The sequence below is a fragment of the Flavobacterium succinicans genome (assembly GCF_001662485.1).
In the GTDB taxonomy this organism is placed as follows: Bacteria; Bacteroidota; Bacteroidia; order Flavobacteriales; family Flavobacteriaceae; genus Flavobacterium; species Flavobacterium succinicans_A.
On record NZ_JMTM01000065.1, the window covers coordinates 182936 to 198564 of the forward strand.

Genomic DNA, 15629 nt, shown 5'->3' on the forward strand with positions numbered 1-15629 from the left:
AGTTATTTTTGCACAAACTTTTTCATTGGGAGTATTGGCCATTTCAAGTGGTGTACTTTCCTATATATTTCCTTTGGGCTTATTATTCCATAAAAGCGCGTGCTATTTTTTTCTTTAATGCTGCTAATCCATCTATTAAAAATGGAGGTTTCATGATGGAATCCAAAATGGCAATTTTTGATTTGATACCCAAAAACAATTACCCAGAAACACTTTTAATATATGAAGGAACCACTGTTGAAACGGTTTTGGAATACATTGAAAAAGCAAAAATAAGCTTTCCTTGTATCGCTAAACCCGATATTGGTTTAAGAGGTTCTGGAGTAAAAAAAATTAAAACCTTAGCCGATTTAGAAAGTTATGTTAAACATGCTGATTTTGATTTTTTGATTCAAAATTTAATCCCTTTTTCCAATGAAGTAGGTATCTTTTACGTACGATACCCCCACGAAAAATCAGGAAGAATCACAGGAATAGTAGCCAAAGAATTTTTGATTGTCGAAGGAGATGGTATTTCGACAATAACCCAATTGCTACAAAAAAATCCTCGCTATGCTATGCAATTGAAAGCCTTGCAAAAAGAGTATGGCAAAAAACTAAATAAAATCCTTCCAAAAGGGAAAAAGCGAAACCTAGTCCCCTACGGCAATCATGCTCGTGGAGCTAAATTTATAGATGCAAGCGATGTAATCACCGAGAAGTTGAACGCAGTAATTAACGCAATATGCATTCAAATTCCTGGGTTTTATTTTGGGCGCATGGACGTAATGTATAATAGCTTTGAGGAATTAGAACGAGGCCTTAATTTTTCGATTGTGGAATTGAATGGAGCCGCAAGCGAACCCACTCATATTTATGACCCTAAACATTCCCTTTGGTTTGCTTGGAAAGAATTAGCGAGACATATTACTTACATGTTTGAAATTAGTGTGGCTAATCATAAATTAGGCGTTCCATATTTGAGCTATTCAGAAGGAATGAAACAGTATCTCATGCATTTGAATCAAAACAAAAAAATAATTAATTTTTAAACGATGCCAATTCTTAAGAATCTTTTTTTTGGATTTCTTGTTAGTTTCTTAGGATCACTTCCTTTGGGATATCTCAATATTGTTGGAGTAGCGATTTTGGCACATTCCAAATGGCAATCTTTGACATTCTATCTATTGGGAGTCATTTTGGTAGAAGTACTAGTGGTTTACGGGACTATTCTTTTTGTCAATCGGTTGGTGATCAATAAAAAATGGATGAGAAATATTGATTTTTTTGCTATATTTTTTTTGTTAGGACTGGCTTTGGCGTTTCGGTTGAGCTCCCGTTATTCGGTTACTTCTGTTGATTTTTTGAAACAATATGTTGCCTATTCTTCTTTCGTTATAGGATTAGTATTGTGTGCGCTTAATTTTTTGCAAATTCCGTTTTGGGTGGGTTGGAATTTATATTTGGTCAACGCTAACCGTATTGTTTTGACCCACAGACTTAAGCATTTTTATCTTCTAGGCATTGTATTGGGAACTTTTTGGGGTATGCTTCTGGCTATTGTCGTATTGGATTCACTTGCCCAAGAAAATTTCTTTTTCAGTTCTTATATCTTACCCGTTTTCATTCCTGTTTTCTTTGTGGTTTTGGCAATTTTTCAAACGAAAAAAGTATACCAAAAATACTTAAGATGAGTGCATCACTTTTTGTTGCATTTCGTAAGCCAAAACATAATAGACATTGCTGTTATAATGGAATTCATCGATTACCTCCCAAGAAAGTTTCTGTGTATGCGCCTTATAAGAAGGAATATTGATTTTGTTGATAAAGGTTAAAGACAAAGGATATTTATCCATCATTTGAATTCTCATATAGTCAAAGAGCTCCGTGATGATGCCTTGCCCTCGGTAGTTTTTGTGGATACAGATCGGCCCATATTGAAAGCTATTAGTAGTTGTTATTTCGAAATTTTTAAAAGAAAAACTCGGAAACAATTGGATCATATATTCAAAAATGGGCCATTGTTTAAAAAATTCCCAGTCGGCTGCAATAATAAATCCAATGATGGCATTTTCATCTTTTGCAATAAAGACGCCTTGTTGTTGGATTACTGTTTGGATTTGTTCAACGGTCAAAGCAGTGGTCACAAATCCTCCTTGTTGTTCTACTTCGGTTAAGTTGACTACCAAATTGGCTTTGTGCAGGGCTACAATTCCTGGAATATCTCCTTCAGTAGCAATTGTTATTTTGATGTTTGACGGCATAGTTTCGGATAATAGATTTTAAAAATACAAAATTGAGACTAAAAATAGTATTGTATGATAAGCTTTTGTATTTTTCAAAGTCAATTTGTTTCGGTTTTGTTATTTTTGCCGTATGAAAAAAATTATCATTACTGGCACCAGTAGAGGCATCGGATTTGAATTGGCTTTGCAATTCGCCAATGCGGGTCATCAAGTGTTGGCCATTTCTAGAAAAATTCCCCAAGCGTTGATCGAGAACGAAAACATCACTTGCCTGTCTGTTGATTTGTCTACAGAAGACGATTTGTATCAAGTAACCGATTTTCTAGATAGCAGTTGGAAAAAGGTAGATGCCATTATCCACAATGCAGGCGCTTTATTGAATAAGCCTTTTGCTACCATTACGCAAGCGGATTTTGAAGCCATTTACAAAGTTAATGTTTTTGGAGTGGCCAATTTGACGCGAGTTGTTTTGCCATATTTGCAAAAAGGAAGTCATGTGGTTACCATTAGTTCGATGGGTGGCGTACAAGGAAGTTTAAAATTTGCTGGTTTAGCCGCATATAGCTCAAGCAAAGGCGCAGTGATTACCTTATCAGAATTATTGGCCGAGGAATATAAAGAGCAAGGCATTGCATTTAATGTTTTAGCGCTTGGAGCTGTTCAAACCGAAATGCTTGAAGAAGCTTTTCCTGGGTATCAAGCACCACTTTCAGCCTCGGAAATGGCTAATTATATCTTCGATTTCACACTTACCGGAAATAAATACTATAACGGAAAAGTATTGCAAGTTACAACGAGTAATCCGTAAAAATTATCGATTATCGGTTAGCTGTTATCGGTTGTCTGTTAGCTGTTATGGATTGTGATTTTTAAGATATGAGTGAAAGTATTATTAAAACAAAAAGTTTTGAATTAGCGATAAGAGGTGTTAATTTCCACAAATATTTAGTTGCTGAGAAGAAAGAATTTGTACCCAGTAAGCAATTCTTAAGGTCTGCAACTTCTGTTCGTGCAAATGCAAGAGAGGCAATAAATGCTCAAAGTAGGCTGATTTTATTCATAAATTATCAATTTCTCAAAAGGAATATGATGGTTAGAACTTAATAAAGAAACAAATTATATTTCTGAAAATGATTTTTTTTTCAATTCATCAGCAAAGCAATGAAGTTTTAAAAATCATTAGAAGTATACTAATTACGTCAAAGAAAAACTCATAACTGATAACAGATAACCGATAATCGATAACAGCTAACCCATAACTGATAACCGATAACTCAAAACCGATAACAGAAAACGGATAACCGATAACATAACTCAATTTGTCAGACACTCTCTTAAAATATTTGCCTGAACATGCCGTGAAACCAGTTTTTGATCTGATTGTTGCGAATCAGGTACATTTGAAAATTGTCAATGAACGGGTGACGCGTCATGGGGATTATCGAAGAGGAAGTAGCGGAAAACACGAAATCACGGTAAATTCAAACTTAAACAAATACCGTTTTTTAATCACTTTAATTCACGAAATCGCCCATTTGGTCGCTTTTGAAAAGTTTGGCCGCAACATTAAACCTCATGGCGCCGAATGGAAATATACATTTCAGCGTTTGATGGTTCCGTTTATAAGACCCGAAATTTTTCCAAACCAGTTACTGCCTTTATTAGCAAGACATTTTAAAAATCCGGCAGCAAGTAGTGATACCGATGCTACTTTGGCATTGGCCTTAAAACAGTTTGACCAACAAAGCGATAAAAACTATATCTTTGAACTTCCGTATGGGAGTGTTTTTAGAATCCATAACGGAAAAATTTTCAGGAAAGGGGCACTAAGAACCAAAAGATACGAATGTGTAGAGTTGAGTTCCAATCGGATGTATTTGTTTAATCCTAATGCAGAAGTTGAACTCTTACCACATTAAATGCACTGCCATTTTGTATGGCAAATGTGCTAAATGATACTAAATACCATGAATAAAAATTATTATGCCATCTTGATGGCTGGAGGAGTAGGGTCAAGATTCTGGCCAGTGAGCACGACAGATTTTCCAAAACAATTTCACGATATGTTAGGAACGGGAGAAACGTTGATCCAAAAGACATTCAGCAGATTGTCGCATCTAATCCCTAAAGAAAACATACTAATCCTTACCAATGATGCTTATAATTCCATAGTGCTAGAGCAATTACCTATGGTGAGTCAGGATCAAATTGTATTGGAACCCGCCATGCGAAATACAGCTCCTTGTATTTTATTTGCTTCGCTAAAGATCAAAAAACTGAATCCAAACGCTGTAGTCGTGGTAGCTCCAAGTGATCATTGGATTGAAGATGAAGTGCAGTTTATCGCCAATCTGCAACTCTCTTTTAATTTATGCGAAAAAGAAGATACCCTAATGACTTTGGGTATTTTGCCTACTTTTCCGAATACGGGTTATGGCTACATCGAATATGATAAATTAGATAGCAGACCTATAAAAAAAGTCGTTCAGTTTCGTGAAAAACCTGATTATCCCACCGCCAGAAAATTTATTCAGAGTCGTAACTTTTTATGGAATGCGGGAATTTTTATTTGGAGTATTCCTTCTATTCTCAAGGCTTTCGAGGCTTTTCAACCAGCCATGTTGGCTCATTTTATGAAGGGGTATAGTAGTTATAATACCGCTTCTGAGCATGATTTCATAAAAGAATATTACCCATTAGCCGAGAACATTTCTATAGATTATGCCATCATGGAAAAAGCAAAAAATACTTTTGTTCTATCCGCTACTTTCGATTGGAATGATTTAGGGACTTGGGGGTCACTTTATGACAAATTACCCAAAGACAAACAAGATAATGCCGTGGTCAATGCAACTGTGATTTTAGAAAATGCTTCTAATAATATCATCCGTACGGCTGCCAAAAAACTAGTGGTGATTGATGGATTACATGATTTTATTATTGTAGACAAAGAAGATGTTTTGTTGATTTACCCTAAAAGCAAGGAGCAAGACATCAAATTGATTGCCAATAAATTGAAAAAATAAGGTTTAATAGTCAAAAAAAAGAAAGCCATATAAGTCAATAAAACACTTTGGTTTAGCTATCAAAAATTACTTTTTACTTTTTAATAGTACTATTCATGTCACTAGTGCGGTTTGATACTAAAAAATTCGTTATTCTTGAATTTTAAAGTTAGGGAAATGAAAAAAAGCTGTTGTGGGTCTTCATTTGGAAGAACATAATCTTCCTCTACATATTTAACTTCTCGAAGAATAAGACATCATACACAACAAATTAATCTGCTATTTAGAACGCTTTACGGAGCGGATTCTAAATTATAAAATTTAAGAGTTTAAATGCTCCAATTCCTAATCCAGCTCCAATCAAGACCCAACAAAGTCTTTGTCTTTTGTCTGCTTGAACAATTTGTCTTTCAATTGTCTTACCGTTTTTAACTAATTCCAGTTCGATTTCTCCTTTATCGAATTGTTTGTATTTTGATTTCAAAATAAAATTTTCAGAATGCAAGTTTAGATTGTGTTTCACTCCAGAGAATGAGAATTTTTTAGAAACCGTTTTTCCGTTTAACAAAACACTTTCAATTCCGAACACAGAATTCAGAAATTCTATTTTATTATTTTCAATATTAAATTCAGCGTATTTCATTTTTCGTTAGTTTTTTTTAGCATTGTTTACAACGTTCGGGCACTACAGCGGGATTTTATATAATGATTTGACACATAAAACATCTAAAGATATTTACGTAAAAAGTCAGGAGACTTTTATCACTTTTACGGTTTACAAAACGATTTAAAATGGCGCGAAGTCTGAGACATTCGCGCAGCCTTAACGACAAATTTATCTATTACTAAGAACACTTTGTGGAGCGGGGGGGGGCTTTGTGGCAGTAGGGGATTTATGAAAACCGAAACAATCTACCGTCGCTGAAACTTGATAAAAGTAATAAATTTCAATTAACCACGAAAACCCCTATTGCACAAAACCCTTGTTGTGCGACATCTATCTAGGTTAATGCCTTTCTCAAGGAAATTCCCAATTCATTCATCTTTGAATATATTTCACCAGGTCTAAATTCGTGATTAGCAAAGTTTGGAGTAGGATTACTTCCTCCGAAAGTTTTTCCAATGCCTCGTGCTCTACTCATGTCTACCATAGTTGGATGTTTATTTACAATCATCATTATTCCCGAGTTAACAAATTGTTCTGTGTGTTCTACTGGGAATTTTTTATCATCAAGTTCAAGGAATTTGAACAAATCTTTGATAAATAAATGCTCAATCGCTTTACAACATTTAAGAAACTGTTCATAGGTTATTTTATGTTTTAAAAATGCTTTGAATAATTTTCCGACTATTTCTGCTTTCTGAGAATCTTCACTTTTATCGATTATGTACAGTAACTTTTCACCGACTTTTATTTCATATTCTTTTGAAGATTCAATTTTATTAATTTCATCAAGCCTTATCTTTGGTGGTATTTCAGAAATTTCTTTTAAAAAACGAATTAGTTTTCTAGTGAACAATGCATCTTTAATTCCAATATATCCTTTACCTAGTCCCATAATTGTAGAAAGTACTGGAATTTCTTTAAGAATGCCATCTTTTAAAAAGGTATCTCCAATTATTTCAGCTAATTCAATTGTTATGTTTTGAAGTTCACTTTCTTTAATTGTTGATTCTAAAGCGTCTGATAAAGTGGTTATATTCGTCATATTTTACGTGGATTTTGAATGTGGCACAACGTTCCCGCGCTACACGCAGGCTGGAATTAAAGATGCGTAATCTTTCTGTTAAAAACAAATGCATCAAACACAAACCATTTTTCCATTAAGCCAATTGTCCAAATCCGTTGTAGCTGTTATGCGTTCGGTTTTTTCTGTTTAGTTTTTATTCAGCTTTTTCAGAATTATAATTGGTTTAAATTCAATTTCTTCACAAGCATAACAATTTGCTTTATGAAACTGTTCAAATTCTCCAAACTTTGTCTGATAAGTTTTATAACCAACTTTTTCAATTTCAAAATTTCCGTAACAGTAAGCAAAGGGCAAATCTAATGGTGTATGTATCCATTCAATTCTTGACTTTTCTTCAAGTTGAAAATTTCCATTTTCATCAGTCTTTGTCGTCTGTGATCTATACTTTGTATATTCATAATATCCCCATTTTTTGTTTACTGATTCTAATTCTTCAATTCGAAAAACAATTGCACCTTTTATTGGATTTCTATTTTCGTCAATTACCTTTCCTTTTATTTTAGGTACATATATTACTTTTGATGGATGTATAAAAATTCCAATTACAAGAATTAGAAAAACTGTTAGAAATATTTTAGTTGATTTTTTCATTATTCATTTCGTTCAGTTAAAATAACGGCTAACTTGCTTATAGATCTGTGATTGTATTCTTGCTTTTGTCTCTCCCAAATATATTTCTTTTTCCTTAAAAAATATAGAAATTTTCTGTAAGAATGCTATACAATCTGCAAAATCCCAAATCCCAAATCCTAAATTCCAAATCTCAACTTCTAACTTCGCATAAGGGATAGGAATGGCATCCTTTGCTGGCGGTTCTTTTAGCCAGCAAAGATATAATGGATAGCCCGACCCCGAGGAGCAGGGTCGTGTGGTTTGGCAAGGTTGTGTGGCTCGGGGGTATGCCCAAAACAGAAAAAATGTGAAATTACCAGCCTTGGGTGAGGCCATTTTTTACGACTTCTTCGTAGCGTTCTTTGTCAAAACGGTACAAGTTGGGCGCCTTGTGTGCGACGTTGCTTTTCTTTTCGTCGAGTTTGATGAGGATGCCTATGGCCGTGATTTTTCGGAGGAAATTGCGGCGGTCGAGCTGGCGTCCTAGTATGGTTTCGTAGAGTTTTTGCAACTCGGGTATGGTGAATTTTTCGGGTAAAAGGTTGTAGCCTACGGGCATCAAATTGAGCTCGGTGCGGAGTGTGGCCAAGGCGGTGTCTAGGATTTCGCGGTGGTCCAAAATGAGTTCGGGCACGGCGCTGTGGTCAATCCATTCTACTACTTCTTTGTTGCCCTCGGGTTGTGGTACCGTTTGCGAGAAATCGACCAAGGCATAATAGCCCACGGTGACAAATCGGTTCAAATACCATTGTGCAGCTTCGGGGGTAAGTCCATAAAATTGCACAACTTTTTGACTAAAATCGGCCTGGTTGCGTTGCACTTTTCCAAAGGTGGCAAACTGGCGCAGGAAGATGCCTTTGACTCCCGTTCGTCCGTACAAAATAGAGACTGCTGCTTGGTCCAAATCTTCGTCGACGGGAACAAAACCGCCAGGCAATGCCCATTGGTCGCTGTATTTGGTCTTGTTCAAGAGCACTTTGAGTTGGTTGTTATGAAAACCAAAAATGACACAATCTATGGATAATCCAGGTTGGAATTGGTCTTTATTCTCGAGTATTTTCAGTAACATCTGCATCTTCTTTAAATTAATACGCCGCTATTGTGAGCGCAATTTAGTTTTTTTTGAGGAACAAAATACCAATTTTTTGCTCAAGCCAAGTATTCGCTTTTAAAATTTCCGCCACAAATTACACGAATGAACGCTAATTCATAACTGTTGGATGAAAGTGAAACAAAATAAAAAAATAACCACATAGAATCATAGATAAAATTTTGTAGAAGAAAATAACAGAAATAGCACTATTTCTCACATAGGAATGGCTATGTGAATAGTAAAACGTCTATTTCTTTCTTTCAAAAACTATAAATTCTATGAAACTCCTATGTGGTAAAAAATTAAAACAACTTATTGACAGTGCTTTAACCCAATAAATTCTCATATAGATTTTTGAAATAACTTCTTAATCCTTAAAATTTTACGTACATAAAACTAGATTTCACTAAAAAAGAGGCTTTTTTTTGAGCGATGTGTTTTTTTAATCAAAAATAAATGTACATTGCGTCAAAACAACACAATACTATTTTACTATAAACCAAACCTTTACCAGTATGAGAAAAAGTTATGTTTTGGGATGCTTCTTTTTTGCCGTGCTCTCAGCGAGTGCGCAAACGACCGATTATCGTGAGAAAGCCAAGAAAATAGTGGCACAAATGACGCTTGAAGAAAAAGCATCGTTGTGTTCGGGCGAAACCGCTTGGTCTACACAGGCAATTCCAAGATTGGGTGTTCCGTCGATTTTTATGACCGATGGCCCACACGGTTTGCGCAAAGCAGAAGGTTTTGATTTTACGAATAGTGTTCCTGCGACTTGTTTTCCAACAGCTTCAGGTTTGGCTTCGTCGTGGAATAAAGAATTAGTAAAACGAGTGGGCGAAGCCTTAGCTACCGAATCTCAAGCCAATGACGTACAGATTTTGTTGGGTCCTGGCATCAATATGAAACGTTCTCCGCTTGGTGGACGCAACTTCGAATATTTCTCTGAAGACCCCGTTTTGTCTGGAAAAATTGCCGCTGCTTTTATCAACGGCGTGCAAAGCAAAGGCGTGGGAACTTCGTTAAAACATTTTGCCGCAAACAACCAAGAATTTGAACGTATGTCGAATAGTTCAGTGGTGGACGAACGCACGCTAAGTGAAATTTATTTTCCTGCTTTTGAAATTGCGGTAAAAGAAGCCCAACCTTGGACCGTAATGTGTTCGTACAACAAACTAAACGGGGTATATGCCTCAGAAAACGAATACTTACTGACCGATGTTTTGAAGAAAAAATGGGGATTTCAAGGTTTTGTAGTATCGGATTGGGGCGCTGTCAACGACCGACCTTTGGGCGTAACCGCAGGTTTGAACTTAGAAATGCCTGCTAGTGGAGGTTTTAACAACAAAAAAATTGTAGACGCGGTTAAAAAAGGCACTTTATCCGAATCGAAATTGGATGAAATTGTCATCGAAACCCTGGCCATCACGCTCAAAGCCAAAGACAGTCACCAACAAGGTATCGTGGTCGACAAAGCCAAACATCATACTTTGGCAAGAGAAGCCAGTGGAGAATCGATTGTGCTTCTAAAAAATAGCAATGGGATTTTGCCCCTGAAAGTATCTGCTAAAAAAGTAGCTATCATTGGCGCTTTTGCCAAAAAACCACGCTATCAAGGCGCGGGAAGTTCGCAAGTAAAACCTACTCAAATAGAAAATGCTTTCGACGAATTGCAAAAATTAGCAAAGGGAACTACTTTCAGTTATGCCGAAGGTTATACCTCAGCGGGAGACACTAACGCTACTTTGCTTAACGAAGCTGTAAAAAATGCCAAAGGCGCTGAAACTGTTCTATTGTTTGCAGGCCTTCCAGACGTGTACGAATCCGAAGGTTATGACAGAGCCAATATGGATTTGCCCGCAGGTCACAATCAATTGATTGATGCGGTTGCGAAAGTAAATAAAAACGTGGTCGTTATTCTATTGAATGGGTCGGCAGTAAGCACTCCTTGGAAAAAAGAAGTCGCTTCCATTGTAGAAGCCTATTTGGGCGGACAAGCTGGAGGTGGCGCCATAGCCGATGTGCTTACGGGCAAAGTAAACCCTTCTGGAAAATTGTCTGAAACTTTCCCGATGCGTTTAGAAGATACACCAACGGCTATCGATTTTCCCTCAAAAGATGGAGTTGCTAATTACGGTGAAGGTGTTTTTATTGGTTACCGTTATTACGACAAAAAGAAAATCGAACCTAATTTCCCTTTTGGATTTGGATTGAGTTATACCACTTTTAGCTATTCGGATATCAAAGCCAATATGACTTCTGCCAAAGATTCGGATGCGATTACTATCTCCGTGAAAGTAAAAAACACAGGAAAAGTAGCTGGAAAAGAGGTAGTACAATTGTATGTTCACGAACAAGAAACAGCACTTAGTCGTCCTGAAAACGAATTGAAGCATTTCGAAAAAATAGCTTTGGCACCTGGAGAAGAAAAAACAGTACAGTTTCAATTGTCCTCCCGCGATTTTGCCTATTACAGCACCACCGCTCACGACTGGATTGTGAAATCGGGTAAGTTTGACATTCGTGTGGGAAGCTCCTCTAGAGATTTGCCTTTGCAAGAAACATTGGACATTCAGTCTACCAAAATCCTTACGCCTGTTTTTACCCGTAACTCTTTGTTGAAAGAGTTCAAACAAACCAAAAACAGCGCTGTAATCTACGAGGCCTTGACGCGAAGCTTTACGGGTAGCACTAAAAAAGCGGAAACAGAAGAAGAGAAAAAAGCCGAAGCCTTTATGATAGCAATGCTTGCCGATATGCCTATCAATAAATTCTTGTTGCTTTCTGGCGGAAAATTTACCGAGGAACAGTTACAAGCCTTGTTGCAAGCGGCTAATGCGAAATAGAAATTTAATTTTATCTATAAAACACTGAGTTAATTGCTATAAAATAAATGTATAACCACATAGAATCATAGAACTATGCTAATGCTACAAAGAAAAAATAGAAATAGCACTATTTCCCACATAGCATAACTATGTAAAAGTAAAACGCCTATTTCATTTTTAAAAGCTTTAAATTCTATGCCTCTATGTGGTGGAAAATAATTTCATAGAACAGTTTTCTATAAATTTTGGTTGTTATAAATGTTGTTTCAATTGAGGCTGTTTTGAGCGACAGCCTCATTTTTTAAAATCTTTGCCAATGCAAAATCCAACACTACCTACAAAAAAACATTACGCCATTTTAGATGGTTTGCGAGGAGTGGCTGCTATTATGGTGGTCGCTTTTCATATTATGGAAGCGCACGCCACGAGTCGGTTTGACCAAGTCATCAATCACGGGTACTTGGCGGTTGATTTTTTCTTTTTGCTTTCGGGCTTTGTGATTAGTTATGCTTATGATGACCGCTGGAGCAAAATGTCTATAGGCGATTTTTTCAAAATCAGACTCATTCGATTACAACCAATGGTTATTATGGGAATGATTGTGGGCGCCTTGTGTTTCTATTATCAGGATTCGGTTTTGTGGCCCAACATTCACCAAGTGCCGCTTTGGAAAATGCTGCTCATTATGGTCATTGGCTTTACTTTGATTCCTGTGCCCACTTCAATGGATATTCGAGGATGGCAAGAAATGCATCCGCTAGATGGCCCAGGTTGGTCGCTATTCTTTGAATATATTGGTAATATTTTATATGCCTTGTTCGTGAGAAAATTTTCGAATACTGCTTTGGCTGTGCTCGTTTTTCTATCGGGTTGCTTTTTGATTCATCTAACCTTAACCAGTCCCAACGGAGATGTAATCGGAGGTTGGTCATTGGTTCCCGAACAACTTCACATTGGCTTTGCCCGACTTCTTTTTCCGTTTTTTGGTGGGTTGTTATTGCATCGAATCGTGAGACTTACGACTATCAAAAATGCTTTTCTGTGGTCGAGTTTGTTACTTGTCGTTGTTTTGGCAATGCCAAGAATTGGTGACAGTACGACTGTTTGGCAAAACGGATTATACGATTCGTTGAGCATTATCATTCTTTTTCCGCTCATCGTTTATATTGGCGCTAGCGGAACCCTAGAAGGTAAAAACGCTTCACGGGTTTGCCAATTTTTGGGCGACATCTCCTATCCTATTTACATCACGCATTATCCTTTAATTTATATCTACACGGCTTGGGTTGCCAATGGAAAAATCCCGTTTCAAGAAGCGTTACCGATGAGTATTTTGACCGTGGTGAGCGCAATTGTTTTGGCCTATGCCTGCTTGAAATGGTATGACGAACCCGTTAGAAATTGGCTTAAAAAGAAAGTTCTTAAGTAATTAGTGCTTGGTTAACCCGTTGGGTGAAATACAAATAAAAAAAGAATTAACCACATAGATTCATAGATTAAACTAAATGAACATAGAAAAAATAGAAATAGCAGTATTTTTTACTAGATGAGCTATGTGAATAGTAAAACGTCTTTTATTTCTATTAAAAACCTATAAATTCTATGCTTCTATGTGGTAAAAAGCATTTTACACAATGAGTAATTGGTTATTTAAAAGTAGCTAAAAATTAAAAAGTTAGGAACCCATAAATCCATCAAAGGGAAAATTGCGTATATCAGAAGATACGTTCCTAAAAAATAAAAGGAACACCTCAACAACATATCGACCATTAGCTAATAAAAAACCCAGATAAATACCACACCCCAAAATTCTTTCACTACGAAAGTTCTCCGGAATTTTATTACTAAAAGCCAATGGTTAACTTACCAAAAGAGCGATACTCTCACACAGAAAGTATCGCTCTTGTTTTTATCAAAAATCTTAATGGTCTATTTAACTTGGACGCTTACCGAATTTACAATTTCTTTTGAGGAAGTGCCTATATGAAAAACAAATTCTCCTGGTTCTACTTTCCAGTTGGCATTTTTTTCATCATAAAAAGCCAAATCTTTTATCTTGACTTTAAGCGAAACTTCTTTTTGTTCGCCTGATTTCAACACTACTTTTTCAAAAGCTTTCAACTCTTTTTGAGGTCGTAGCACTGAACAAACGGGTTGACTAGCATACAACTGAAGTACTTCTGCTCCTTCAAGTTGTCCTGTGTTTTTGAGGGTACATTTTAGCGTTACCGTATCGTTTACATCGAAAGTTTTTTTATCTGTTGCAACATTGGAAATAGCAAATGAAGTATACGACAATCCAAAACCGAAAGGATAAAGTGGTTCTATTTTCTTGGTGTCATACCATCTGTAGCCAACTAAAATATCTTCTTCATACTTCACTTTTAAATCCCTTCCCGGATAATTTCCTAAAGCAACATCGGGTGATTGTTGCAAACTAACTGGCAAAGTTATCGGTAATTTTCCTGAAGGATATTGCTTTCCGCTCAACACATCCATCACAGCATTTCCAGCTTCCATTCCACCGTACCACGCCCAAACAATTGAAGGAACACGTGTTTGAATTCCTGACAATTCCAAAGGAGAACCTGCAATGATTACCACAATGGTTTTCGGATTGGCTTTGGTTACTTCTTGAATTAAGGTTTCTTGTCCATAAGGCAAACGCATATGAATTCTATCAAACGACTCCGAATCGAAATCGTGATTTAATCCTGCAAAAACAATCGCCACATCGGACTTTTTGGCTTGAGCCACTGCTTCATCGATTAATTTCCAATCGACAAAATCAGAATTTAATTGCCCTTTGTTGCTGCCTTCTCCTGGCGAAGATTGCTTATTGTAGCCTTGAGCATAATTAATTTGCAATTGGTTTCCGTACTTATTGGTAATCGCTTCTAATGGTGTGATTTCGTACAAAGGCTTAATTTCGGAGCTCAATCCACCGCCACAATGCTTTCTGGTCGCATTGTCCCCAATAACCGCCACCGATTTCAAAGCATTCATGGGCAGAGGCAACAGTTGGTTTTCGTTCTTTAATAAAACTATAGATTCCACTGCCGATTGATACGCTAGCGCTTGGTGTTCCTTGGTATTCACACTGCCTTTGATTCTGGTTTTGGGATCTAAAACTTTCGTTTTAATCATCACTCGCAACACATTGGCTACTTTTTCATCTACTACGCTTTCTTTTACTTTTCCCTCTTGCACCGCTTTAATCAAAGGATCCGCAAAATACCATTCGTTATAATTGGTTTTATTAGTTCCCATTTCTAAATCCAATCCAGCCAAAGCCGCATTGACTGTACTGTGAGTTGCATCCCAATCCGACATATAAACGCCTTTGAATTGGTATAAATCGCGCAAAATAGTTCGTCCCAACAACATATTCTCCGTGCAATAATCACCTCTAAATTTATTGTAAGCGCCCATCACGGTTAACACTTTTGCGTCCATAACTGCAGCTTTAAAACCAGGCAAATAAATTTCGTGCAAAGCCCTGTCGCTCATCGTTACATCAATCACAAATCGATTGTCTTCTTGATTATTCGCCGCAAAATGTTTTACACTTGCCGCCACATCTTTGCTTTGCAAAGCTTTAATATAGCTAACCGTCAATTGAGAAATTAGAAAAGGATCTTCACTTAAATACTCAAAATTTCTTCCACATAAAGGACTTCTAATAATATTGATACCTGGTCCTAAGAGCACATCTTTTTTTCTAAATCGGGCCTCTTCTCCCAAAACATAACCTCGTTGGGCAGTCAAATCTAAATTCCAAGTGGCGGCCATAGCAGTACCGGGAGGAAAACAAGTAACCGCATCATCTTTCCAACCAGCATATTGCCAATTGTGTCGGTTCATTTCGGCACGCACGCCGTGGGGCCCATCAGACAAAGCCCATTCTGGTATGCCCAATCGTTTAATATCGGAAACATAAAACTTAGAATTACCGTGCAATAAACTCACTTTTTCTTGGAGCGTCATTTTTTTTACTAATGACTGAATTCGTTTTTCAGTTGTAGCCTCATTTTGAGAAAACGAAAGCAACCCAACTAATAAAACAAATAATAGCAATATCTTCTTCATAGCATTGATGTTAAAATTTAGCATTA

Annotated in this window: 14 protein-coding genes; 8 read left to right on the plus strand and 6 right to left on the minus strand. The window is 36.8% G+C overall.

From position 1 onward, the window contains the following. The first annotated feature begins 8 nt into the window (after positions 1–8). Together FLB_RS12340 and FLB_RS12345 are read left to right on the plus strand one after the other, a co-directional pair. A complete protein-coding gene (locus FLB_RS12340) occupies positions 9–1031 on the plus strand; it encodes an ATP-grasp domain-containing protein (RefSeq protein WP_231891076.1) in 1023 nt (340 codons plus the stop codon). 3 nt (positions 1032–1034) lie between these two features. Further along, positions 1035–1673 (plus strand): hypothetical protein, encoded by a 639-nt coding sequence (locus FLB_RS12345; protein ID WP_064716259.1) that lies wholly within the window; start codon positions 1035–1037, stop codon positions 1671–1673. Here FLB_RS12345 and FLB_RS12350 read toward each other — a convergent pair. Further along, a complete protein-coding gene (locus FLB_RS12350; RefSeq protein ID WP_064716260.1) occupies positions 1665–2243 on the minus strand; it encodes a GNAT family N-acetyltransferase in 579 nt (192 codons plus the stop codon). The genes FLB_RS12345 and FLB_RS12350 overlap by 9 nt on opposite strands. 112 nt (positions 2244–2355) lie before the next feature. Between FLB_RS12350 and FLB_RS12355 the strand changes: the two genes are divergently transcribed. The 4 genes from FLB_RS12355 to FLB_RS12370 all read left to right on the plus strand — a co-directional run bounded on the left by FLB_RS12355 (position 2356) and on the right by FLB_RS12370 (position 5251). After that, positions 2356–3033 (plus strand): SDR family NAD(P)-dependent oxidoreductase, encoded by a 678-nt coding sequence (locus FLB_RS12355; protein ID WP_064716261.1) that lies wholly within the window; start codon positions 2356–2358, stop codon positions 3031–3033. A 68-nt stretch (positions 3034–3101) separates the two neighbouring features. Further along, positions 3102–3329 carry a four helix bundle protein gene (locus FLB_RS14410; protein ID WP_231891077.1) on the plus strand — a complete coding sequence of 76 codons (228 nt, stop codon included), beginning with the start codon at positions 3102–3104 and terminating at the stop codon, positions 3327–3329. A 215-nt stretch (positions 3330–3544) separates the two neighbouring features. After that, positions 3545–4144, plus strand: coding sequence for a SprT-like domain-containing protein (locus tag FLB_RS12365; protein ID WP_064716262.1), 600 nt, complete (start codon positions 3545–3547; stop codon positions 4142–4144). Positions 4145–4192: 48 nt separating this feature from the next. Beyond that, positions 4193–5251, plus strand: a complete 1059-nt coding sequence (locus FLB_RS12370; RefSeq protein ID WP_064716263.1) for a mannose-1-phosphate guanylyltransferase — start codon at positions 4193–4195, stop codon at positions 5249–5251. A gap of 286 nt (positions 5252–5537) precedes the next feature. Here the strand turns inward: FLB_RS12370 and FLB_RS12375 are convergent, their stop codons facing one another. The 4 genes from FLB_RS12375 to FLB_RS12395 all read right to left on the minus strand — a co-directional run bounded on the left by FLB_RS12375 (position 5538) and on the right by FLB_RS12395 (position 8662). Then, a complete protein-coding gene (locus tag FLB_RS12375) occupies positions 5538–5873 on the minus strand; it encodes a hypothetical protein (protein WP_064716264.1) in 336 nt (111 codons plus the stop codon). A gap of 358 nt (positions 5874–6231) precedes the next feature. Then, positions 6232–6939, minus strand: a complete 708-nt coding sequence (locus tag FLB_RS12380; RefSeq protein WP_064716265.1) for a hypothetical protein — start codon at positions 6937–6939, stop codon at positions 6232–6234. A 168-nt stretch (positions 6940–7107) separates the two neighbouring features. After that, the gene (locus FLB_RS12385; protein ID WP_064716266.1) at positions 7108–7572 is read right to left on the minus strand and encodes a hypothetical protein; all 465 of its coding nucleotides are present in this window, start codon (positions 7570–7572) and stop codon (positions 7108–7110) included. Between the two features lie 334 nt (positions 7573–7906). Then, on the minus strand, positions 7907–8662 hold the full coding sequence (locus FLB_RS12395; protein ID WP_064716268.1) for an NUDIX hydrolase: 756 nt from the start codon (positions 8660–8662) through the stop codon (positions 7907–7909). 539 nt (positions 8663–9201) lie between these two features. On the opposite strand from FLB_RS12395, the gene FLB_RS12400 reads away from it, so the two are divergent. Together FLB_RS12400 and FLB_RS12405 are read left to right on the plus strand one after the other, a co-directional pair. Further along, entirely contained in the window at positions 9202–11532 is a 2331-nt protein-coding gene (locus FLB_RS12400; RefSeq protein WP_197488961.1) for a glycoside hydrolase family 3 C-terminal domain-containing protein, read from the plus strand. A gap of 298 nt (positions 11533–11830) precedes the next feature. Next, positions 11831–12943: an acyltransferase family protein gene (locus FLB_RS12405; RefSeq protein WP_064716269.1), complete on the plus strand. Its 1113-nt coding sequence runs from the start codon at positions 11831–11833 to the stop codon at positions 12941–12943. A gap of 500 nt (positions 12944–13443) precedes the next feature. Here the strand turns inward: FLB_RS12405 and FLB_RS12410 are convergent, their stop codons facing one another. Then, the gene (locus FLB_RS12410; RefSeq protein WP_064716297.1) at positions 13444–15603 is read right to left on the minus strand and encodes a beta-glucosidase; all 2160 of its coding nucleotides are present in this window, start codon (positions 15601–15603) and stop codon (positions 13444–13446) included. Positions 15604–15629: the final 26 nt, after the last annotated feature.